Source organism: Clostridium sp. MCC353, assembly GCF_018785315.1.
GTDB lineage: Bacteria > Bacillota > Clostridia > Lachnospirales > Lachnospiraceae > CHH4-2.
In genome coordinates, this window is the sequence record NZ_WQPN01000013.1 from 36,999 (window position 1) to 59,257 (window position 22,259).

Annotated in this window: 18 protein-coding genes; 2 read left to right on the forward strand and 16 right to left on the reverse strand. The window is 48.9% G+C overall.

Going from position 1 to position 22,259, the window contains the following annotated elements:
• Positions 1-49 precede the first annotated feature (49 nt).
• The 11 genes from GPL15_RS03110 to GPL15_RS03160 form a co-directional block, all read right to left on the reverse strand.
• The gene (locus GPL15_RS03110) at positions 50-1,273 is read right to left on the reverse strand and encodes an FAD-dependent oxidoreductase (RefSeq protein WP_215695917.1); all 1,224 of its coding nucleotides are present in this window, start codon (positions 1,271-1,273) and stop codon (positions 50-52) included.
• Between the two features lie 2 nt (positions 1,274-1,275).
• Positions 1,276-1,722, reverse strand: a complete 447-nt coding sequence (locus tag GPL15_RS03115; protein WP_215695919.1) for a 4Fe-4S dicluster domain-containing protein — start codon at positions 1,720-1,722, stop codon at positions 1,276-1,278.
• Positions 1,723-1,734: 12 nt separating this feature from the next.
• Positions 1,735-3,618, reverse strand: a complete 1,884-nt coding sequence (cooS, locus tag GPL15_RS03120) for an anaerobic carbon-monoxide dehydrogenase catalytic subunit (protein ID WP_215695921.1) — start codon at positions 3,616-3,618, stop codon at positions 1,735-1,737.
• An 84-nt stretch (positions 3,619-3,702) separates the two neighbouring features.
• Positions 3,703-4,107: an Rrf2 family transcriptional regulator gene (locus tag GPL15_RS03125; RefSeq protein ID WP_215695923.1), complete on the reverse strand. Its 405-nt coding sequence runs from the start codon at positions 4,105-4,107 to the stop codon at positions 3,703-3,705.
• A gap of 503 nt (positions 4,108-4,610) precedes the next feature.
• Positions 4,611-5,753 carry a CapA family protein gene (locus tag GPL15_RS03130; RefSeq protein WP_215695924.1) on the reverse strand — a complete coding sequence of 381 codons (1,143 nt, stop codon included), beginning with the start codon at positions 5,751-5,753 and terminating at the stop codon, positions 4,611-4,613.
• 35 nt (positions 5,754-5,788) lie between these two features.
• Positions 5,789-6,928: a CapA family protein gene (locus GPL15_RS03135; protein WP_215695926.1), complete on the reverse strand. Its 1,140-nt coding sequence runs from the start codon at positions 6,926-6,928 to the stop codon at positions 5,789-5,791.
• Positions 6,925-7,998 carry a uroporphyrinogen decarboxylase family protein gene (locus GPL15_RS03140; RefSeq protein ID WP_215695928.1) on the reverse strand — a complete coding sequence of 358 codons (1,074 nt, stop codon included), beginning with the start codon at positions 7,996-7,998 and terminating at the stop codon, positions 6,925-6,927. Before GPL15_RS03140 ends, GPL15_RS03135 begins: the two co-directional genes overlap by 4 nt.
• Positions 7,999-8,363: 365 nt before the next feature.
• Positions 8,364-9,689, reverse strand: a complete 1,326-nt coding sequence (locus tag GPL15_RS03145) for an SLC13 family permease (protein WP_346344888.1) — start codon at positions 9,687-9,689, stop codon at positions 8,364-8,366.
• 12 nt (positions 9,690-9,701) lie between these two features.
• Positions 9,702-10,919 (reverse strand): CaiB/BaiF CoA-transferase family protein, encoded by a 1,218-nt coding sequence (locus GPL15_RS03150; RefSeq protein WP_215695932.1) that lies wholly within the window; start codon positions 10,917-10,919, stop codon positions 9,702-9,704.
• A gap of 3 nt (positions 10,920-10,922) precedes the next feature.
• On the reverse strand, positions 10,923-12,239 hold the full coding sequence (locus GPL15_RS03155; RefSeq protein WP_215695934.1) for a 2-hydroxyacyl-CoA dehydratase family protein: 1,317 nt from the start codon (positions 12,237-12,239) through the stop codon (positions 10,923-10,925).
• Positions 12,239-13,408 (reverse strand): 2-hydroxyacyl-CoA dehydratase family protein, encoded by a 1,170-nt coding sequence (locus GPL15_RS03160; protein ID WP_215695936.1) that lies wholly within the window; start codon positions 13,406-13,408, stop codon positions 12,239-12,241. Before GPL15_RS03160 ends, GPL15_RS03155 begins: the two co-directional genes overlap by 1 nt.
• Positions 13,409-13,785: 377 nt before the next feature.
• Here GPL15_RS03160 and GPL15_RS03165 point away from each other — a divergent pair, with 377 nt between their 5' ends.
• Complete coding sequence (locus GPL15_RS03165; protein ID WP_215695938.1) at positions 13,786-15,423, forward strand: helix-turn-helix domain-containing protein; 1,638 nt, start codon at positions 13,786-13,788, stop codon at positions 15,421-15,423.
• On the opposite strand, the gene GPL15_RS03170 is transcribed toward GPL15_RS03165, so the two are convergent.
• Genes GPL15_RS03170 through GPL15_RS03180 form a run of 3 tightly spaced genes read right to left on the reverse strand, consistent with a single transcriptional unit; the run spans position 15,398 to position 18,645 of the window.
• The gene (locus GPL15_RS03170) at positions 15,398-16,687 is read right to left on the reverse strand and encodes an SLC13 family permease (RefSeq protein ID WP_215695939.1); all 1,290 of its coding nucleotides are present in this window, start codon (positions 16,685-16,687) and stop codon (positions 15,398-15,400) included. The genes GPL15_RS03165 and GPL15_RS03170 overlap by 26 nt on opposite strands.
• A gap of 19 nt (positions 16,688-16,706) precedes the next feature.
• A complete protein-coding gene (locus GPL15_RS03175; protein ID WP_215695941.1) occupies positions 16,707-17,558 on the reverse strand; it encodes an MBL fold metallo-hydrolase in 852 nt (283 codons plus the stop codon).
• A 16-nt stretch (positions 17,559-17,574) separates the two neighbouring features.
• Positions 17,575-18,645 carry a tartrate dehydrogenase gene (locus tag GPL15_RS03180; protein ID WP_215695943.1) on the reverse strand — a complete coding sequence of 357 codons (1,071 nt, stop codon included), beginning with the start codon at positions 18,643-18,645 and terminating at the stop codon, positions 17,575-17,577.
• Between the two features lie 298 nt (positions 18,646-18,943).
• Here GPL15_RS03180 and GPL15_RS27685 point away from each other — a divergent pair, with 298 nt between their 5' ends.
• A complete protein-coding gene (locus GPL15_RS27685; protein WP_215695945.1) occupies positions 18,944-19,624 on the forward strand; it encodes a collagen-like protein in 681 nt (226 codons plus the stop codon).
• Between the two features lie 152 nt (positions 19,625-19,776).
• Here GPL15_RS27685 and GPL15_RS03190 read toward each other — a convergent pair whose 3' ends face one another.
• Positions 19,777-20,988, reverse strand: a complete 1,212-nt coding sequence (locus GPL15_RS03190) for a 2,4-dienoyl-CoA reductase (protein WP_215695947.1) — start codon at positions 20,986-20,988, stop codon at positions 19,777-19,779.
• A 14-nt stretch (positions 20,989-21,002) separates the two neighbouring features.
• A complete protein-coding gene (locus GPL15_RS03195) occupies positions 21,003-22,217 on the reverse strand; it encodes an ROK family transcriptional regulator (RefSeq protein ID WP_215695949.1) in 1,215 nt (404 codons plus the stop codon).
• Positions 22,218-22,259 lie beyond the last annotated feature (42 nt).

The window sequence follows — 22,259 nt, forward strand, 5'->3', positions numbered from 1 at the left end:
AAGCCCCGGCCGCTTTTTATCTAATTTCTGCCTTTATAGCCTACTTCTATTACACCACATAATCATACTGCCCATCCGGCAGTGTCCCAAAATAATCCGCAAAGGACAGTTCAAAGATTCTCTCTTTCTTATCTCCCAGCTCAATCTGATTTTTTATCAAGTACTGGTAGATTCCGGAGTAGCTGATATCTCCCTGAAGCAGTATGCTGTCCAGCTTCCCGTCCCGGATGATGGCTTTTTTATAGGACTTGCTGTCTTCCCGGACCAGCACTTCGTCCCCTTCTTCTGCGGCTCCTCTGCCCAGTGACAATGTGGTCAGCCCGAAGAAATTAATGGTGTTCTTCATGCAGTAACGGTCTATATACTGCTGTTTTATCCCGCACATGCTGCTTCCGGCTGCCGCTCCCTGTTTCATCGCATTGGGCCAGATTCCGGCCAGGCCGGTTACATCGCCTGCCGCATAGATATCGGGAACGCTGGTCTGCATGTACTCATTGACTTCGATGGACCGCTCACCGGCAATCCTGCTGCCCTTGATACAGGCAATCGCCGGGCGGACACCGGCCGCCACGATTATGAGATCGCAGGGGACCTCTGTGTCATCATCCAGCACCACCGTATTGATCTTTCCATTTTCATCCGATACGGTTCTGACCGCTTTTCTGCCCAGCAGGAACCTGCATCCTGCCTGTTCAAATAATCTCTGGTATTCCTTTCCTGCACATGCGTCCAACTGAAGGGGCAGAATGCGGTCCGCCATCTCCACAACCGTAACCCTGCGTTTCTTTTCAAGAAATCCGTATGCCGCATCCAGTCCCACCAGGCCTGCGCCGATCACTAATATATTTTCCGCCTGTTCTCCCATGGCTTTGATGGCCTGGGCATCGGATAAATTCCTCAGCCCGAATACATTTCCGGCAGTTCTGAAATCTCCCACCGGAGGGATGAAGCTGTCGGCTCCGGTGGCGATTAGGAGCTTATCATAATGGATTTTCGTCTGGTCTTCCAGGATCACATTCCGGTTTTCCGTATCGATCTGTTCCGCCTTTTTCCCCTTGATCCAGTAGATATTCCGGGTTTCGAAAAAGTCTTCCGGCGCAAAATCCAGGGCTTTTTCGTCCCGCTCTCCGCTTATGTATTTATGAAGCATACACCTGGAATGTACGTATTCGTCTGTGGAGATCATAACAATTGCCGAATCCTTGTCATTCTGCCGGATCGTTTCGGCGGCGGTTATGCCGGCCGCACCGGCGCCCAGTATCACATAAATCATTGCTATACCTCCTCTACATAAATGGCCTTTTTCGGGCATGATTTCACACAGCTGGGTTCCCCGCCGTGATCTTTGCAGAAATCACATTTGATCACTTTGGTGCGGGTCGCCGTATCCGGTTTTAAAACTCCATACGGGCAGTTCATCACGCACATAAAACAGGAGCCGCATTTCTTTTCGTCATAATACACATGGCCGCTTTCCGGGTCTTTTGCCAGAGCGCCGCTCATACAGGACATGACGCATTCCGGCTGGTCGCAGTGACGGCAGAAAATCGGTTTATAGGCGCCGTCTTTAGTCCCTACGATATGGTTTCTGGATTCATTTCTGATATCGGTCAGATCCAGGTCGTAAATGGTGCCGGGCTCCAGGCGGTGGGCCTGCATACATGCGGTGGTGCAGTTTTTGCAGCCGTCGCATTTGGTATAATCAATCATGATTCTCTTCATAAGCCGCGCCTCCTATATCTGTAAAGCAGAGCGTTTTTCCAGAATGATCTGTTCCAGGATATCCGCGCTGTCTTTGGCATCGGAATTAATGATGATCTGGCCGCCGGTCAGCTGTTTCATATCTTCAGTCAGCACCTGCACGGCAACCTTGCTTCCCGTCACAAATGGAGGCAGGCCCAGGTGAAGGGGCAGTCCTAAAGCCAGGCCGAAAGCGCCGTCCGCCAATGCCTGCTCTTCCAGCCACTGGGCGGCGGACAGTACTAAAGGCAGCTGAGGCAGGTCAACGCCCAGTTCCTCAGCGATTTCCGTCGCGACGATCTCCAGCCTTCCGATGGCCAGACAGGGACCGAAATTCAATACCGGGGGGATTCCCAGCTTTTCGCATACAGCTCTCAGTTTCGGTCCGGCAAGGGCAGCCGCTTCCGGGGTCATCAGTCCGCAGTTTTCAATTCCGCCTGACGAACATCCGGCTGTCAGCACAATGATATCTCTGGAAATCAGCTCTTTTGTCAGCTCTACCGTCAGCACGTCGTGGCCGCCTGCGGTTAAGTTAGAACAGCCCACCACTCCGGCAATTCCTTTGATCTCTCCCGCTACGATCAGGTCTATCAGCGGTTTCCAGCTTCCGCCCAAAAACTCCTTCAAAGAACCTTCGCTGACGCCTGTCAAAGTGTTGGAATTTCCATGTTCCGGCATCAGATTTAAAGGCACCTGTCCGCGGCGCTCCTTGTAGGCCGCCACTATTTTGTCGATGATTATGCCGCTCTGTTCTTCCCGTTTCGCGAAATCAAACTCCATCATCTCTGCATTTGCCTTTTTCGCCACGCTGTCCAGGCAGATCTGCTTGATCATGAGACGGTCGCAGATAGGTTCGATTCCAGGCAGGGTGCAGTTAAATTCAGACAATACAGCGTCAATTCCTCCGGTGGCCAAAATGGCTTCGCTGGTATAGTTATTGCCAGCATGGCCGTCAAATATATCCGCATAATGGCTGCCGCGGAGCTGTAAATCCTGGCCCACGCAGGTGCAGCCAACCAGTTTAAATCCTTTTGCTCCCGCTTCATTGGCTTTTTTCACGGCATCCGGTTTGGTCAGCCGTTCCTGAAGATCCACAAATATGGTGTGCTGGTGGCCTGTGATCATAATGTTGATGTAATCCGGGTCAATCACCCTCAAACCTACAGGGGCCAGACGGAGTTCCGGCTCACCCAGAAGCACGTCATTTAACAGGTTGGTTAAGGTGAGGCCGTAAATTCCCGTCGAAATTCCAAGGCGGAGACAGTCCACCAGCATATCCACCGGGTCGGAATTCAGGTTAGTGGAACATTTTACAACACCTTTGAACACTTCTGATTTAGCGCCGCCGGGCATGATTCCCAGCTCTTTCCACCGTTTCACACGGGGAGCGTAAGCAGTTTTTTCGACCAGATCCATTTTCACATATTCCGGTTTGTAGAGATCGGCTAAAACCGCGTCCGCCACCATTTCCGCCTTTTTATATGTATCTTCCTCTTCTATCCCGAATATCCGGCACAGGCGGTCTAAGGCATGGATTCCCTTTAATTCTCCTTTTATTTCCGCTGTGTGCTTCAGGTTCAAAGCGGTATTTTCCACAATGTGAATGTAGCAGCCTGATCCTGCCGCCACTGCCCGCAGGAAGTTCCGGGCTACGATGGTGTCCGCATCCGCACCGCAGATTCCCCTTGGCGCTTCGGGTGTGATCCGGCATGGGCCGTTGGAGCACAGGCGGCAGCAGACGCCCTGCAGGCCGAAATTGCATTTGGTTTCCTGGGTATGCACTCGGTGATGTGAGGTTTCCATGGGAAGAGAACGGATGAAGTTCTCCAGAGGCTGGTCCGCGCTCTTACAGGTATTGCATCCATAACATTGATTCATAATAAAAATACCTCCTTGTTTTATACTGTACTATTTTAGTACAGATTTGTTTTTAAATGAAAGTACGCATAAAATACGTACTCTTTATTCGTTTGATATGAGGTCTGATAAGGTTTTCGCTTTCAGTTCCCTGACCAGCAGGTTCTGCAGCCGGCTGAATTCCCCATGTACCCGACATGGGTGGGTTCCCGTATTTCTGGAACAGGAATACGACGATCCCATGCATTCTGTGATTAAAAGATCCGGGTCGATGACGGTGAATACATCGTACAGCGTCAGTTGTGTGACCGGCCGGGTCAGGGAATACCCCCCGCTGCTGCCCCGGTGGCTTTTGAGCAGGCCGGACTTTTCCAGTTTTCTTGTTATTTTATAGGCGATGGAAACTGTGATGTCTTCTTTTGCGCTGATCTCCTGTACGCTGACTATGCCGCCATGGGATAATGCGCGGACGATGCGGACAGCGTAATCGCATTCTCTGGTAAATAGCATGGGAGCACCTTCCTTTTTCTTTATTTTATAATACTGTACTAAATTAGTCAAGTTTAATTGAGAATTTTTTATCATTTTTATACATTAAAAAGTTACTGTTCGCAGCCGCCGCTGGCGGAGCCGTCCTGTGAGCCGTGCCGTTTTGCGGGGCTCCGTCTTCCGATATTTGAACGATTTTTGCAGGCCATCGACAACTCTTAGACTGGAAGGGGATGGAAATAAGGGGGAAAATCTGACCCTCAAAGTCAGATTTTCAGAGGACCTGAATCGAGAAGGCCTTCAGGGCTTCTCGATGAATGTCATCGGTCCCCTTATTTCCATCCCCTTCCGGTCTTAGAGTTGTCCTGGCCGAAACTATGAGTTCAAAGGTCGGAAGACGGAGCCCCGCAAAACGGCACGGTCCACAGGACGGCTCCGCCAGCGGCGGCTGCGAACAGTAACCAGCAAACGTCAAGGTATTTTCTAAAAGGCTTTTCTAAATTGTATTCCCTTTTCCTGCTATATCACGGCTTTACTACAACTTTCTTCCCATCTTCATCCCAACAAAAACCTGTCTCAAACCCCATATCCTTCGTCAAATTTTCGACGAACTCGAAAATCTCCTGGCCTCCGTCGTCCCGGCTGCAGACCTGCACTCCGCCTTTATTATTGATCCGGCAGGGGATAAACCCGGCTTCCACTTCTCCGTCTTTCCCAGCCTCAAACCCTGCAATCATAGTCAGCCTGGTCTCAGGCCCCCAGGGATAGTAAGGCGGATCATACTGCGCCTGTCCGCGTCCCTCTTTTACCCGCCGTTCCATATAGGCCTTCATTTCATCGGTCTCGTTATATCCCGGCGTCATCGCATAGGTTACCGTCACAAAATTCCCCAGTCCATGGAAAATCGGCTTTCCTTTATAGAATTCAATCCCCTTCAGCATGTGGTGGTGGCCGATCACGATATCCGCCCCGGCGTCCACCGCCGCATGGGCCATGGGCACCTCATAGGAGCAGAGCCATCCCGGATTCGGCCCCTTTCCGGCCTGCCCTTTATGAAATGCGGCGATCAGGATATCGCACTCCTTTTTATATTTAGCCACCTCTTCCCTTAAAATCCGCTCCCCGTCCTGGGTCATGTAGGAATAAATGCGGCAGGGAGAATGGGGCATATCCATCACCGGCTGATAGGAAGTTTCCACGTCGATATAGGAGGTTCCGGGCTTAATGGAAGTGGCCCAGCCCAGTTTCGGCCCTGTTGCGTTGAAGCTTAACACCCCGATGCGGATTCCGCCCCTCTCCACAACAGCAGGTTTTCTGGCCTCATATATGGTGGCGCCGCCGCCGGCGGTCTGAATGCCGATCTGATTTAATTTTTCCACCGTATCCACCACACCATAGGGACCGCAGTCGTACAGATGGTTTCCTCCTACGGTCGCGATATCGAAGCCCAGTTGGGCCAGCACATCCAAATGTTCCGGTTTCGACGGCGGAGCCTGAATATCAATGCAGGAAGGGAGATACCGTTTTGTGTGGGGCACTTCCACATGCCCGATCATCACATCCGCTTTTTCCAGTTCTTCCCTGCATAAGTCAAAATAGGGTTCCATCGGCCCCGGCTCATCCAATATCAGGTCGCCGACGGCATAAATACTGATCCTCTTATCCATTCTCCCATCCTTTCTTCCCATATATCAGCACACGGTCATGATCCGGAAATCACTACCTCGTCCCCGGCCCATTCAAATGTCCCGTTCAGCCCTGCGCCTTCTGTGATCTTCACCATGTAGTCTAAAACTTCCTGGCCGCCGTTTTCCCGGCCAACCACTTCCGGAACCCCTTCTTTATTCACAATCATGGGAATCCATCTGGTTTCCACAATTTTTTTGTCCCGGATCACGCATTTGGCGATCATCGAATAGACGGCTTCCGGGTGGAACGGGTAGGTGGGATAATCCATCAGCGGAACAAATCCAAACCGTTCCATTCTGGTTCTGGCCCAGGCTTCAGGATCGAAAACGGAAGTGGCTTTTCCGCTCTTTCTCTTCCAGTGAGGTCCGAGAGACGGCACCCAGGCGATCAGGTTGCAGAGGCCGTGATAAATGGTCTTCCCTTTATAAACTTCGATCCCATGCATGATGTGGGAATGGCCGCCGAATACCACATCAGCTCCGCATTCAATGGCCGCATAGGATACGACCCTCTCATAATCAGCCAGCTTTACCGCCTTATGTACCAGTCCTTTATGGAAATACACCGCCACGATGTCGCACTGCTCTTTTAACTCTTTGATCTGCTTCGCCATGGTTTCCAGGGCGCTCCATTTTGGAAATGTATAGATTTTTTCAGGCGGTCCGCCCGGATTCGCCACCTGCTCCAGATCATAATGGGTGATGATCTCAAGAGGTGCGCTGCCCGCTTTGTCTTTTCCCGCAAACTGGGGTGCTCCGCCCACGCAGTTATAGTTTAAGAATCCGAAACGGATTCCGTCTTTTTCCATGATTAAAGGCTTCATGGCCTCTTCTAAGTTCATGCCTCCGCCCACATGAGGCATCCCCTTCTCATCCAGCCATTCCAGGGTGTCCTTCACGCCTTTTTCCCCTGCGTCGTAAATGTGGTTTCCAGCCATGGTAACCAGGTCAAATCTGGATAACAGCGGTTCCAGATTCTTCCTTTCCCGGTCCAAATCCTCAAGTTCCGGAGCGTCGTCACTGTAAGGCACCTCTAACTGGGTCAGCACCAGATCCCCGCTTTTCAGCACAGGGTCAATGCTTTTAAAATAATATTCCGGGTTGGCTCCTAATATGGTGTCGCCTCCGGCCAGCATCACAAAATCCTTTTTCATACTTCCTCCTTCCTGTGTTTCCAATAAAACTCCCTGGATTTACAATATAAAATTTCCCTCAGCGCAGGGTGCCGGTTCGCGGCGAACAGCATATTTTTATCGGGATCAAGCCGGGCTAAACAGTCATCCACCCAGGCTTCCACCTCTTCTTTTGACATGGACGCAGGCAGCCTGGGATCGATGGTGAATATCATCTGATCGCCGTATTTTTCATACAGTGCCCATTTGTCATTGATCGCCTGGCCGCCCCAGCTGTCCATGCCCGCTTCAATCATGACCGGAACCAGGGTTTCTATCTTGCCGCAGCTATGGAAATTAAACCAGATCCCTCTTTTATGGCAGGAATCCACGATCCGTTTCATGTATGGGAGAAGCATTTCTTCACAGAGTTCCCTGGAATAAAACGCGCTTCTCTGAGCGCCCCAGTCATCGTGGAAGGTGATGTGTTCCACATGGAAATAGGTATGCAGTTTATCGATTAACTGGTCATAAAACAGGGCCAGCCGGTCAAACAGCCGGTGCACGCTCTCCTGCTGGTCAGGGTCAATCAGGGCTATTGCCGCATTTTCAAAATCGCAGAAAGAGATGAGGCGTTCAAATAAACCGGTGAAAATCGTGGTTCCCGTCAGCCGTTCCGGGTCCTGGAGACACTCATTTTTCGCCCCTTCCGCTTCCCAGTTCAGGCTGTCTAAGTCGGGGAATTCCAGCCATTTTTCCCACTCGGTGATGTCCGGGATTTTCGGAGCTCCGGGCTTCACCATGGAGCCCCGGGTCTGGCTGTCATAAATCCAATGGACGCCAAACCAGTCCTCTCCCCCGGCTTCGCTGCTGTCAAACGGCTCCACCTCATTTACCAGCGCTCTGGCGATGTTGTCTTTTACGATCTTGGGATGAATGGTGTTGATATCGCTTTCCAGCCAAAGGGGGCGCTTCCGGCTGAGAATCCGGATCATGTTCTCCTTGGGCGTAATGGGGGTTGTATATCTGGTTACCGGTTCATTTCTCAAACCGTAGAGATACGTTCCCCTCGCTGTCAGTTCCTTTTCCCTGTCAAATGGATATGATTCCATATAAATACCTCCATGCCGGAGCAGTTTATGCGCAAATATTGCTAACGCAAATTTTGCGTTGCGAAGGCGCGCGCTGAGAATTTCAGATTCTCAGCTGCGATTCAAATTTGTGGCTCCGGCACAAATTTGGGTATGAAAAATAAGCCATCAGGATTATTTTTCACACTATCCTCCCAGTCATTTTTTAGTTTTCTTTCGTAATCCACAAAGGACGAAGGTATCCATTCTGCCTTCGTCCCAAGTGAATCTATCTTTTTTATTCAGTTCTTCCGGCGGGCCAGCGTCAGCATGCATCATGTTTTCACATCATCATTCCGTTGGGGTACTCTGTACATCCGCCGGTCATTTCTATTCAAAATGAAACTTTAGAATGGAACAATTCCCAGAATGCCTGCAAAAATGGTTGCCAGAACACTCATGCCGAAAATCCATTTGAAACAATATTTCAAAGCTTCTCCCATCTCAACACCGGCAAGACCCAGAGCCAGATATGGAGACGGTCCGATCAGACAGATACCTGCGGACAGACATGCGCCCACTAACAGGGATGCGCAGAGAGCCATCAGAGAACCGCCTACGGTTGTGATTACAGTTGCAAGTACAGGAGCTAATACCAGGTATACGGTATCGCTTCCTAAGAACATGGATAACGGAACGGACAGCAGTGAAATAATAAAGGTCAGATGGGAACCCATGCTGTCAGGCAGCAGTGCCAGACATGCGTTAGCCATGCCGTCGATCATACCGGTTCCTTTCATAATACCTACTAAAACACCAATTGCGAAAATGATAACTACCATGTTAAGAGCGGTTCCGCCATACTGTTTGATCTTGGCAGTCTGCTCTTTTACATTCGGATAGTTTACTACAAGCGCGATTGCAAACGCCAGCATGAAGCCCAGATTGGATTTCAATACGCCTGCCAGCATTAAACCGAGGATTACTAATGTGAGAATCATATCAAATGCGATAACACCTTTGCTGACCGTTAATTTAGCCGGCTCATCAATGGTCTTCTTCAGTTCCAGGAACTCTGCGTCCGTCATGCCTGCGCCGTTCTTACGCTCTACTTTACCAACCAGGAACGGAAGAATGAAGGACATAACGATACAGAATGCCTGCAGCGGAAGGATGAATCTCCACAATTCCTGCGGATCAACTCCGGTAGCTGAGGTCAGACGAAGTACGGATGAACACCAAGGTGTCATGTTCATGGCTCCGGATGCCGCAACTGCCATTAACAGCATGGCAACCGGACGGATCTTCATCTTTTTGCAGATCGGAAGCATGGTAGGAATCGTGATCAGCATGGTAGTCGCACCGGAACCGTCCAGGTGGGAAATACATGCTACGATTACTGTCATGAGCAGTACAATTTCAACCTTGTTTCCAAGGTATTTCATAACTTTTTTAACGATTACATCGAACATACCGACGTCGTTCAGGAAGCTGAAATACATAACCGCAAATGCGAACAGCGCGGCGGTATTGAGCACTGACGATAAGCCATCGCCGATAAATTTATTGATGTCATTTAAACTAAAACCTAAAATCAAAGCTGCAATAACAGGTATTACTACGAAAATCGGCGCCAGTGTGATCTTTCCCTTCAACAACAGGAAAACCACGATTGCCATCATTATAAAACCTACTGCTGTTACCATAAAATATCCCCCTTTTATAGTACTTATATGTACATAACGTTAGATCACTTTTTTAGCCTTTAATTCAGCAAGTTCTTCTGCCGATACGCCTAACAGGTCTTTATAAACTTCTTCATTTGCCTCGCCAAGTGCAGGTGAAACTTTATATTCCACATGATTTTCGCTCATTCTCGGCGCAAATCCCGGAATAATCAGATTACCGCGTTCCGGATGTTCTACTTCCAGCATCACGCCGCGCCTTCTGTAATAAGGATCTTTAGTAATATCGTCACAGTCCAGAACCGCTCCGCATGGAATATCGGCTTTGCACATGATATCCATAGCTTCCTGTTTCGTATGCTGTCCGGTCCACTCTGAGATAATCGGATTTAAAATGTCACGGTGCTGGTAGCGGGAAGTCGGCGTAGCCATGCGCTCGTCTTCCAGCAGATCTTCTCTGCCGATCACCTTGCAGAGATTATCGAACTGTTTGCTGCCCGGATGTCTGGAACAATAGATATGCACATAGTCATTCGGTCCAAACGGCTTACATGGATACATTCCTGCCGGAGCCACATCCTCTAACGGCATACCGTTTCCTACACGTTTCGGAGGTTTGCCCTGACGGTAGTAAGGTTCCCAGTTGGAGCGGGAGAAACCGATCATAACTTCCTGCATTGCCACTTCAATCCTCTGGCCAACGCCCTGTTTTTCTCTCTGGAGAAGGGCTGCGATGATGGAAAGGGCGCACATATATCCGGAACCGGAATCCGCCACGCTGATACCTGACTGTACCGGCTCTTCGCCCGGCTGTCCGGTAACGGCCACCATACATCCTGTGGCTGTCGCTATGGGGTTAAACGCCGGATATTCCGCATATGGGCCGTCCATGCCGAAACCTTTGATCTGGGCATAGATGATCTTGTCATTTATCGCCTTACAGTCTTCGTAGCTGAGCCCCAGCTTGTCAATGGAACCAGGTCCCATGTTCTCTACCAGCACATCCACTTCTTTTAACAGTTTCTTGATCAACGCGATTCCTTCCGGGGATTTCAGGTTACAGGTAATGGAACGTTTATTCATGTTCATTACCACAAACCCCACCGAGTCCTTATCCGGTTCCGCTACGGAATACCTTCCCAGCTCACCTCTTACCGGACGTTCCACTTTCAGAACTTCCGCTCCCAGCCAGGCCAGTGTCTCCGTACATACGGTTCCTGATTCAAACTGGGTCAGGTCTAAAACTTTGTAGCCTGTTAATGGTCCTACACCTGCCATTCTTTATTTTCCTCCTTTATTAATAATTCTGTTTTCTATGAAATCTTCTACCAGACCGGTCATGGTATCACGGTTCCATTTTCTGGCGTCAACCGGGTCTGCTTTGAAGATCAGCACCGGAATACCGGCGTCTTCCAATGTTTTCTGGATGAAGTAAGAGCCTTCCACCGCCTGCATACAGTTCTCAGGAACCATATAAACCACTCCGTCGATCTTGTTATGCTTCGCCTCTTTTAAGAACCACTGGGCGTTCCATGGCGGCATATGGAGGAAATCTTCCATTCCGATATATCTGGCTGCCAAAGCTCTCAGCGGATCTTCTTCCACATGATAGCGGCGGTAGGCGTCAGCACCCATGGCCAGGTACATACTCCATACAAATGCGGCTCCGTATTTCTTCTCAAAGTTCTGGTAGAATGCGAAATCATGCCAAAGCCCTCTTCCCAGCCACATCAGACGGTATTTTTCGTTGGGGACGGCCGTGTGGCCCTCATCCACCATGGCTTTAATCTCTTCATACATGCTCTTTGCATGGTCGGCGGCCCATCTGGTTCCCCGCTGCCACTGAGCCTGCATTACCGCGTTGATGGTATCCACTACGGTAACCGGAGCCGGGCTTGTTTCTGCGATTAAATCACGGATTTTTGTATACCACTCTTCCTGCTCATTGATCAGGTTCATGACTTCTTCCAGTTTGTTGATATCGAACATCTTTCCTGTTTTCATTTCCAGGAAACGGATCAGCTCTTTTAATTCTTCCACCGCGGTATCCAGACGTTCTGTGTCATAAAGGTTCTCCCAGTCATTCTGAGCCAGATCCCACCAGTTTAACGGAACCTTTCTCGGCACCGTATTTTCCATGGCGTAGAAATCAGCGCCGTGGTTCTGTGCGAAAAGCTGGAAAATCTTGCCCTGGCAGTCACAGGTTAAGCGGGTGATTGCGATGGTTGGGTCCGGAAGGCCTCCCCATGGCCCGTTTTCTTTATCTTCCGGGTCCATGCTTTCAGCAAATGCGGTTGCACAGTATGAACAGAGGTCATCCCTGTAACCGGCGTCTCTTAAAAGGCCGTAGTACTTAGGCGCTTTTCTTTTCGCAGCACAGATGGCTGCCCACCATTGGTTAACCACAAAGGGAATATCCATAGCCCGTAAAACTTCCATCGGCACGTCGGCATTCAGATACCCGAAATCTTCTCCTGCCTCCACCCGTTTTCTCAGGCCGGCAAACCATTCTTTCTGATATGCGCTGGCTGTGCCTGTGGCCTTTAAGGTTTTGACCGCGCGAGGCGGTTCCTGTTGTTTCTTCATCTCTTCTGCCATCACTGATCTCCTCCTTTCAGGCTGCCGACAAAATCAGCAATTTTCTCTTTCAATCCTTCATTCTTATCGATCGGATACTGGAGCTGTACAAATGACGCTGCCGGTATTCCCTTTTCGTCCAGAGACTTCTTCTGGGAAGGATAATCCCAGGATGCCGCTTCTTCGTATTTATTGGTGGCAAATATCACCGCTTCCGCTTTGGCATCGGCCACTTCCCGGTTAAGCGCCTCCACTCTCTGGGACACAAAGGCTTTTTTCGAGCTGAATTCCCGAAGCATATAACGGTCCACAATGGCTCTGACCGGGTTGTAGTCCATATTATAGTCTCTCTCAAAATACCGGTCGCCCCAGTCGTGGTCTTCGCTCACGATCACTGCTCCCGTATCTTCAATCATATCATAGAAAGAAGTATCTTCCTGTCCGCTGCCTGTAAAATAAACTCTCGGCCCATTGATAACCGGCCATTCCGCAGCGTCTTTCGTCACTTCTTTTACAAGCTTGGTATGCTCTTCCCTGTCCATGAAGAATGCCGCGCCGATGATGACAAGGGCTTCCGATCCGTTAATATGTACTTCTTCGCCATGGCGCAGCTTCGCCATTTCACGGAGTGCCTGACGGTTTTCATTGCAGACAGCCGCGGCTTTTTTAACAGCTTCTTCTGTTATGGCCTTTCCTGCCCAGCTCTCAACAGCTTTCCAGAATATCTTGATGGTATCTTCGTTTCTCACCTGATGCATCCGGTTTCTTGTAAACATCCAGTCGATGAATTCTACCGGCGGAAGGTTCTTTCCGATGCCCTGGCGGTGCATTTCCCTTAAATAAAGGTAAATTCTGATGATTACGTCTGTGGAGTTGGATACAACCAGGTAATCGATCAGATCACCGTAAGTGCCGTCCACGATCTTTTCGAACTGCGCTCTGACAATGGGGTCAAATGCATATTCCAAATATTTGTCGGTCTCCTCCAAAGGCTTTCGAGGGTCCGCATAAACATGAACCGGAAACATCCCAGCGGCCATCAGCAGCTCGTCGGGAACATCACAGCCCAGCTCACCAACAATGATTTTTCCGTTTTCTTTCTGTTCCAGCAAAACTTTTTCCCGGTTATCGTAGATATCTTTTAAAGCCTGGAAAGCCTTGCTGTCAAGTGCTTCTTTTCTGATACTCACATAAACACCTCCTGATTATAATCAAAAAACCTGTTGCCTGTTCGTCTTTCTTTTTCTAGCTTAACTATTTTTTAACGAATTTACCATATCCATTGCGCCCAAAACTCCGCCTTGAGTTTATGTGCACTGTGCACATATCATTTTCTGACGATTGTATTTAAAAAAATACAGGCAAAAAGTCGGATTCTATCGATATGTTCTAATTAATCATTGATTTTTTCCAACTTACTATTTATACTGCATAATAAAGGCTTTTATGAAAAATGAGCGAAATGTATCATCTGCACATCTTATTTTTTATTGAGATTTGGAGATATCGTTTCTCCCTTTTTCATTTTTTGTTAATATTTATACAAACTTTTCGAAAGGTTGATTTTATGCTGACTACTTCTATCCTGCTGCATCCGCTGGCCCCTTATATTCTGATATCCAGCATTCCCCACTCCTCCTTGGAATCCGTCCAGAGCATCCTGCTTCTCAACGGACAGATGGATTTGGACTGCCGTAATATTTATATCGGCACTCCCGACGCCATTTTACACGCTTTGGACCACGCCTCTTTTTCCGGGTCCGTCACCCTGCTCTGCGCCGCAGGAAATGACTGCCGGTCTCTCCCTGATCTTCCAATGGGGGATTATAATCTGGTCATTTTGTCCCTGGATTTTATCGATCTCTACAACCGGACCGCCCAAAGCCTGAACGCTTACAGGAACTGGCTTTCCCGTCTGGAACAGGCGGTAAAGCAGAACGCGGATTTAAAAATCATAACTGATCTGGGCTACGAAATGCTCCGCTACCCCATCCTGATTCTGAACAATGCCTATAAAGTGATCGCCAAAAGCCACATCCGCCAGTTTTACGATTTTTGTCTCCATGAGGCGGACACCAGCGATTACCTGTGCTATGAAACCATACAGACGATCCATAAGGAAACCGTCTTAAACACCAGTTTCAACTCCGTACACCGGGAATACATCTCTTCCTACGACAAGCACTACACAGTTGTCCGCCTGGTCCGTTACAAAGGCATGGTGGCCGCCCGGGTATCCGTAACCATGCCCAATGACCAGCCCAACCCCTTTATCACGGATTTATCCGCCGATTTTGTCTCCTACATAGAGGAATACATGATTCATAACGATCAATTGGGCTACCGGGTGGCCAACGAATTTTCTACCTTAGTGGCCGATCTTTTGGATCAGCGGCTCACCAGCCCGGCCGAATTGGAACAGCGGCTGAAAATGATGCCCGCGCTTGCCTTTCAGAAGTATTATCATATCATCGTCATTACATTTGAACAGACCCAGGAGAATATTCCCTGGAACTTTATCATCAACCAGCTAGAACAGGTTCTGCCATCCAGCAACATGGCCGTCTATCACCGGGAACTGATTATCCTGACAAAGAAAGCCCACCATCAGCAGACCCTGTCATTTGACCACGATAAATTCAGCGCGATCCTTCAGAACTACAGGGCATATGCGGCTATAGGAAATTATTCCAAATTCCTCATTTCCCTTCACTCCCTCTATGTACAGACAAAATCCGCCCTTCCTCTGGGCATGGTGTTTCGCGAATCAGAGGACGAACGGATTTTCTTATATGAGAAATACAGCATATACCACATGGTTTCCTTGTGTGCGGATGCATTTTACAATACTTACCACAACCGGAATCTGATCTATCTGTGCCACCCGGCTTTAATCGCCCTGGAGCGGTATGACAAGAAATACGGCAATAATCTGAAGGACGTATTATACCTTTACTTAACCAATGACCGGAACTCGGCAAAGACAGCGAAGGACTTGTTCATCCACAGGAATACCATGCTCTATAAAATTAATAAAATAGAAGAGATCATCGGCCAAAGCCTGGATGACCATCTATTGAGGGAACGGCTGCTTTTTTCCTTCCATATCCTGGAATATGTGGATAAAATGCTTCATCAGGACCCTCTTGTATTAAAACAGGATGAGAAGCGGCCGGAATCTACTTCAAAGGAAAAACAGTCATAATCCATCCCACGGACACCACACAGCAGATTATGCAGAGTATCCAGGACTGTTTAAACATGGATTTCTGGTCATAACCGCCGCATTCCATCATATAGGGAATGGCCGCGGTGGCCATCGGCGTCATGAACGCGGATAAACAGGCGGCCTGGATCAGAATCATCAGCCCTACCGGGTTAGCGCCGATGGAAGCGCAGGTTGCGATTGCGATCGGATGAAAAATCAGCATCGTGCCCCGGTTCTGCATCACCTGGGTTAATATGAAGGGGATGACAAAGAAAATGAAGCCGATGATATAGGAATTGCCTCCCACTGCGTCCACAACACCGGCAATATGACCGCCGATCAGCTCTCCCGCCCCGGTTTGGCTGAGGGCGCCTGACATGGCCAGGGCTCCCACAATCAGGAATAACATGCTGAATGGTATGGAACCAGTGGCTTCCCGTGGTTTTAACACGCCGAATATGACCATAGCCAGGGCTCCGATCACAGTAATTTCCCAGTTCTGAAGGCCAATCTGCTGGGCAAACATGAGCGCGAGGGCATCCGCGAAGAAAATGATGATCCCCGCGTTTTCCTGGAACGGTTTCAAAGCTTCTTTGGCCGCAGCTTTGGCAGAAGCTGTGGCCGGCTTCAAAATCGGCTCATCCGGAGCCAGTTTTGTGGCAAAAAAGGAACAGTAGATCACACAGATAATGAGCAGAGGCAGTCGGCCGATCATGGGATCAAAAATACCCACCATATGATCCAGATAGCCGTAACTTTCCAGATAACCGTTCAGTTCAGCCGCCACTGTCGCTCCCGCTCCCACAGGAAATGTACAGCAGGTTACAACTGTAACCACGCCTAACGGGAACATTACTTTGCTGGATTTAATCCCCATGCTCTCCGCCGAGGCCATGAGCATGGGCGCTACAATCCCCATAGCCACAACAGGGCTCTGGATAAACTGGCTCAACAGCATTCCGGTCAGCACATATCCAAACATCAGCTTATTTAAATTTCCCTTGGCCATCCTTGAAATTTTATCCGCCACATTGGTGCAGAAACGGGTTCTGTTAAAGCCGGCAGCCACCACGCACATTCCGCCGATCATCACAACGTTATTGTTGGAAAAATACGCCAGCCCAGCCTTTGCTTCCAGGCAGCCCGTCAATACCAGAGCCATCATGGAAACAAGGGAAACCGTTGCCAGACTGTATTTTCCGCTGCAGAAACCGATTACCATAACCGCAAATATAATCAAACATATCGTTAATTGACTCATTGTATCCCCCTATCAATAATTAATCTTCTGTTATTCCAATCCCCAATCCGTACCATTTCCACGCTTCAGGATATAAGAGCGTACACCCCGGCTCCAGCTTTTCCATCTCTCCCTTTACCTGCATAAAATAATCTGAGGTCTTCTCTTCGCCCCATTTTTTACACAGCACATCCATATGAAACGGAATCACCACCTGGGCGCCGTATTTTACAAACAATTGGGCCAAATCTCCGGCCGGCACCTGTCCGTCTGAGAACAAATCGCCGCCTGATTTTCTCACCCCGGCCTGGCGCAGAACCACATTGGGCCGTTTCTCCCTGCTGATATCGAATAAATCACTAAAGACGGTCTGTCCCGACGCCATCAGACAGCGGAAATTTTGGTTTGTGGTAATCAAATAATCCAGAGACTCTATAGAACCCATGGTATCACACTCAAAATGCCCCTCTATCCCCAGTTCTTTCTTTGTAATATCCTGATCCGTTGAGCAGATGCGTCCGCCGGACGGATTGTGCTTTGCCTGCCATGCTTCGAGAGTGAAATCTTCCAGCGTAAATTTCTGCCCCGGAAAAACAGGATACAAATCATCAAAGGGAATCCGGTGGTATTTCATGAGCGCCATGGCCGACAGAGCGCCCGTAAATACTTTTGGCCGGAATTTCCGAACAAAATAACCCAGATCAATTTCATGGTCAAAATGGGTATGAGTCACCAGGATATAATCCACCCGCGTGATCTCTTCCTTGGTGTGTTCCTCAGTTTCACTGTCCCGGAAGAACGGATCAATTAAGATCACTTTTCCGTTTGACAGTTGGATTTCATGGGCCCCTCCCGCATGAAAGGAACGGATTTTCAAAGCTGAAACGATCATATACCTCTCCTCCTCATTATTTTTTCAAACACAGTTTCTCCACCACATTGTCACCCGCCTGACTGGTAGTTGCAGTTCCGCCCAAATCCGGCGTCAGCACCTGGTTTTCCACCAGCACCTCTTCGATCACGTCCAGCACCTTCTTTCCCCAGTCCTCATGGCCGAAGAAGTCCAGCATCTGGCTGGCCGCCCAAACGGAGGCCAGCGGATTGGCCTTGCCCTGTCCGGCAATATCCGGAGCCGAGCCGTGGATCGGTTCAAACATGGATGGGAACCTGCGTTCCGGATTTAAGTTGGCTCCTGCCGCCAGTCCCATTCCTCCGGCAATGGCCGCACCCAGATCCGTCAGTATGTCTCCGAATAAATTAGAAGTCACCACGATTTCAAACCGTTTCGGATCCTTCACCATGAACATGCTGGCCGCGTCCACAAGATAGGAATGGGTTTCCACATCCGGATATTCCTCTCCTACCTCTTTGAAAATCTGATCCCAGAACACCATGGAATAGTTTAACGCATTGCCCTTGCTGATGCTGGTTAAGCTCTTTTTCTTCTCACGGGCCAGATTGTAGGCATAGCGGATGATCCTCTCACAGCCAACTCTGGAGAATACGCCGTCCTGGATCACAACCTCATTGGGTTTTCCCTTAAACAGCCAGCTTCCGCTACCCGCATACTCCCCTTCGCTGTTTTCCCGGACAAAGATCATGTCCACATCTTCTCTTTTCACATCCTTCAGCGGACACGGCGCTCCTTTTAAAAGGGTGACGGGCCTTAAATTCACATACTGGTCGAAATTCTTTCTTATGGTCAGCAAAAGATCCCATAGGGAAATGTGATCCGGCACTCCCGGATACCCAACAGCTCCAAGGTAAATCGCGTCAAATTCTTTCAGCTGTTCAATGCCGTCTTCCGCCATCATCCGCCCATGTTTCAGGTAATATTCACACCCCCACGGAAAATAGGTGAAGTCAAAGGCAAAGCCCCCGTCCAGTTTGGCCGCTGTTTTCAGCACTTTAATCCCCTCGTTAAGCACCTCCGGCCCGATTCCATCCCCTGCGATCACCGCAATTTTATACGTTTCCATGTTCTTCTCCTTTCATTTTTCCAGTTCTTATATCTTAATGATAAGGGAATAACCTTCATTTGTAAAATATGTGTTTTTTATCTTTTAATAGGTTTTTCCTATTGCAAAAAGCAGAAGGACAAGTACAAACAGGGAAGGACACAGATGGACTACAGCCAGATTATAACTTGTACACCAATTCATCCCTTTGTTCATATCTTATAATATGCGGAGAAGAAAATCCGGCATGCTGTTAAAAATGAGTATTTGATTTAATCGTTTCTGAACACAAATATTGCATATAATTAAGGAGAAAATTATGTTTTATGACTATCAAAATGATATGAGTCCTGGAGGGACTTTCAATTGTAATGAATCGGAAAACTCCGAATATAGAAATAATGAATTGTCAGGCTCCGGAACTTGCAGATGTAATTGCAATAACGGGTGCGGCAATTTTTGCTGCTGTCAAGGGCCTCCTGGTCCCAGAGGTCCAATGGGCCAGCAGGGATGCCCGGGTCAGCGGGGACCAATGGGGCCGCAGGGATTTATGGGCCCGACCGGGCCAGCCGGGCCAACCGGACCAACTGGAACGACTGAAATCGCCGCCGCAATGTCAGCCCTTAATATTTCATCAAGTACCTTTCCTGTAACAACTGATGGGACTAATCTTTCCCTTCCAGTTCAACCCTATATAAGGGGATTTACGGCCAATGCCGAAAATTCAGAATTCACAGTTGCTCAAACAGGGACTTATTTAATTTCTTATGATATCAAAATGGCATCCGGATTGCCAATGTCATCAAGAGTAACATTAAATGGGATTCCGTTATTGAATTCGATTAATACTTCTTCCACATCTTCCAATGAATACAGTGTGACATTCATGCAGCCCTTAACAGCAGGCGATATATTGTCATTACAATTTTATGGCGCCAATGGTTTGGTAACATTGCAAGCCGGTACCGGCGCATCATTCAATATTGTTAAAATAGCTTAAAGCAGAGTAAAAATCTTTGCCGAAAGCCAATGCCGGGTTGTTTGACCAGTCCTCTTAATAAATAACCGCCGATTGAAAAGGCCGCTGCAGTCTTCTTCCTGCAGCGGCCTCTCAAAAGCTCAGTATATAGTTTAAACTCTTACCCCCATCAATTATTTCCCAGCCTTCTTCATGCTCTGGTAAATTTCCTTATACCTGCCGTTATGTACGGCGCATCCAACATTCTGCTGCATGGTCAGAAGCTGCCAGCAGATATTGCATCCGATGCACCAGTTGATCTCCTCTTCCCTGTCAGATAAATACTTGGCAGGCAGGCCCGGGTCGGCCAGAGACTGGCGGCCGATTGCGATCATATCCGCGTAGCCTTTCTCAATGTTCTGATTGCCCCAGTAAAACATGGATTTCTTCTCAGGCGGCAGGAATTTCAACTGGTTATCCCCTTTATTCAGTGGGGAATAAGCGCCGCCGATGATCACGGTTTCCGGCTTCACGGCCTCTTTCATGATTTTCGCCATGGTGAAATGGTGATAGACGTCCTCCATGTGGTTTCTGCCCGGCATGGACGGTACGGTGGATTCGATGAAGAAGTCGGAACCTCTCTCTTCCAGCCCCTTAATCAGCGCCAGCGGTTCCGTCAAATCCATGACCGCCGTATCCGGTCCGGCAGTTCCCACGCCGCCCGGCACGCCTTCCCACATGGTGATTTTAGAACCAACGATGAAGTTCTTGTCATTTACCGCACGGCGCACCCTCTCTGTGATCTCAAACGGAACCCGGCTTCTGTTCTCCCACGAACCGCCGTATTTCCACTTTCTGTCATTGTAGGGACGGAGGATTCCGGTAATCATGTATCCATGGCCGTATTTTAAGTCCACCCCGTCAGCGCCGCAGTCATATAAGATTTTAGACGCCTCCACAAAGGAATCCATCATGTTCTCAACGTACTCTTCGTCAACCATCTCCCCGCCATTGCCGTATAAAGGCTTGGCGCTGAGGCGTTTGGAGAAGACGTCGCTGGACTTTTCCCCGCCGTGATTCAACTGGACGATGATCAGGGTATTGGGGTCAATCTCCTTCATCTGCCTGATGAAATCACGCCACTGGGCGATGCTTTCCGGGTCGGCAGGATTTAAGAATACCTGGTTGATTCTGGCTCTGGAATGCTGCTGCAAAGTGATGGATTCGAAGTCAATCAGCCCGGCTCCGCCTTCCACCAGCTTCTTATACCGCTCCAGGGTCAGCGGTGAGAATCCGCCCTGTTCAGTGGCGTCGCAGCACTCCATGGCGTTGATCACAAACCTGTTTTTTGCGGTTCTCTGTCCAATTTTAATGGGCTGTCCTAATGGCGTATCTATATTTTTCATACTGGATATCTCCTTTACTCGGTTTTATTCATCCGTTCAGCCAGCTCATCATGATACTTGACGGAATAAAAACCGGAAATCACCAGATGGGAAGCGCCCTTGACAAGTAAATGCTTCATTCCGTCGGAGAACACGATCTGAACCTGTCTCGCGACTTCGTTTGGCATCGACCGGACGGCCTCTACCACCTTGTTTCCTATTTCCTTAAAAGTATCAAAATTCTTGCCCATCAGAACCAGTATGTCGGGATTGTACAGATTGATGGCATTCACTATGCCGACGGACATCCAGTACCCGGTGTAATTCTCCACCACATCCAGGACAACAGGGTCCCCCTCCTCATACATCCGTATCATTTCCTGATAGCTGATGCCGGCCGAACTGTTTTTACGTTTCTCAATTTCCATAATCATGGTTTCAGTGGATGCAATGGTATCCCAGCATCCACGGTTCCCGCAGGTACATAAAGGGCCGTCCGTATCCAGTATCATATGGGTTGCGCTGACACCGAAGTTGGAGCCGTGGAATACGGTTCCGTTGATGGCAACGCCCAGGCTGATGCCGATTTCCGCATTGACGCACATGATCACCTTTGGGTTGGAATTTTTATAAACCAGATATTCGTAGGCCGTTATGGCACGGATATCATTTTCAACAAATACAGGCAGGTTCAGGCGGCTTTCAAAATACTCGCCCACCGGAACATTGCTCCATCCCGGCAGAGTCGCCGAATAAAGAAGGGTCCGTTCCTCAACATTGACCAGGCCTCTGATTACAATTCCGCAGCCCAGAATCCGCATGGCGGGAATTTTCTTTCCGCATTCGGACACCAGCTCCCGGATGATCTCTATGATCTCATCAAAATGAACCTGGTAATCAGTTACCTCGGAAACACACTTGCTTTTTACCGCAAGGATTTCCGATGCCATGTTGGTAATGGCCACATTTACAACCGTGGAGCTGAAGTATACCGCAATAACATAGGACGCATCCGCATTAATTTGAAGCAGAATTGGTTTTTTCCCGCCCTGCTTGGTGGAACTTCCCCGTCCCACGTCTTCCACCCAGCCATTTAAACAGAGTTCATCCATAATGGCCGATACCGTCGATTTGCTCAGTCCCAGCTTCACCGATATATCCGCTCTGGAGAGAAGGGGATTATCCCTCAGCAAATTGAGTATGCTCAGTTTATTTGCGTTTTTTAAATCGTTATTCCTTAATATACTCATCCTCAGTCTTCCTTCTTATCGTACTTGCCCTGCCGCAGGCCG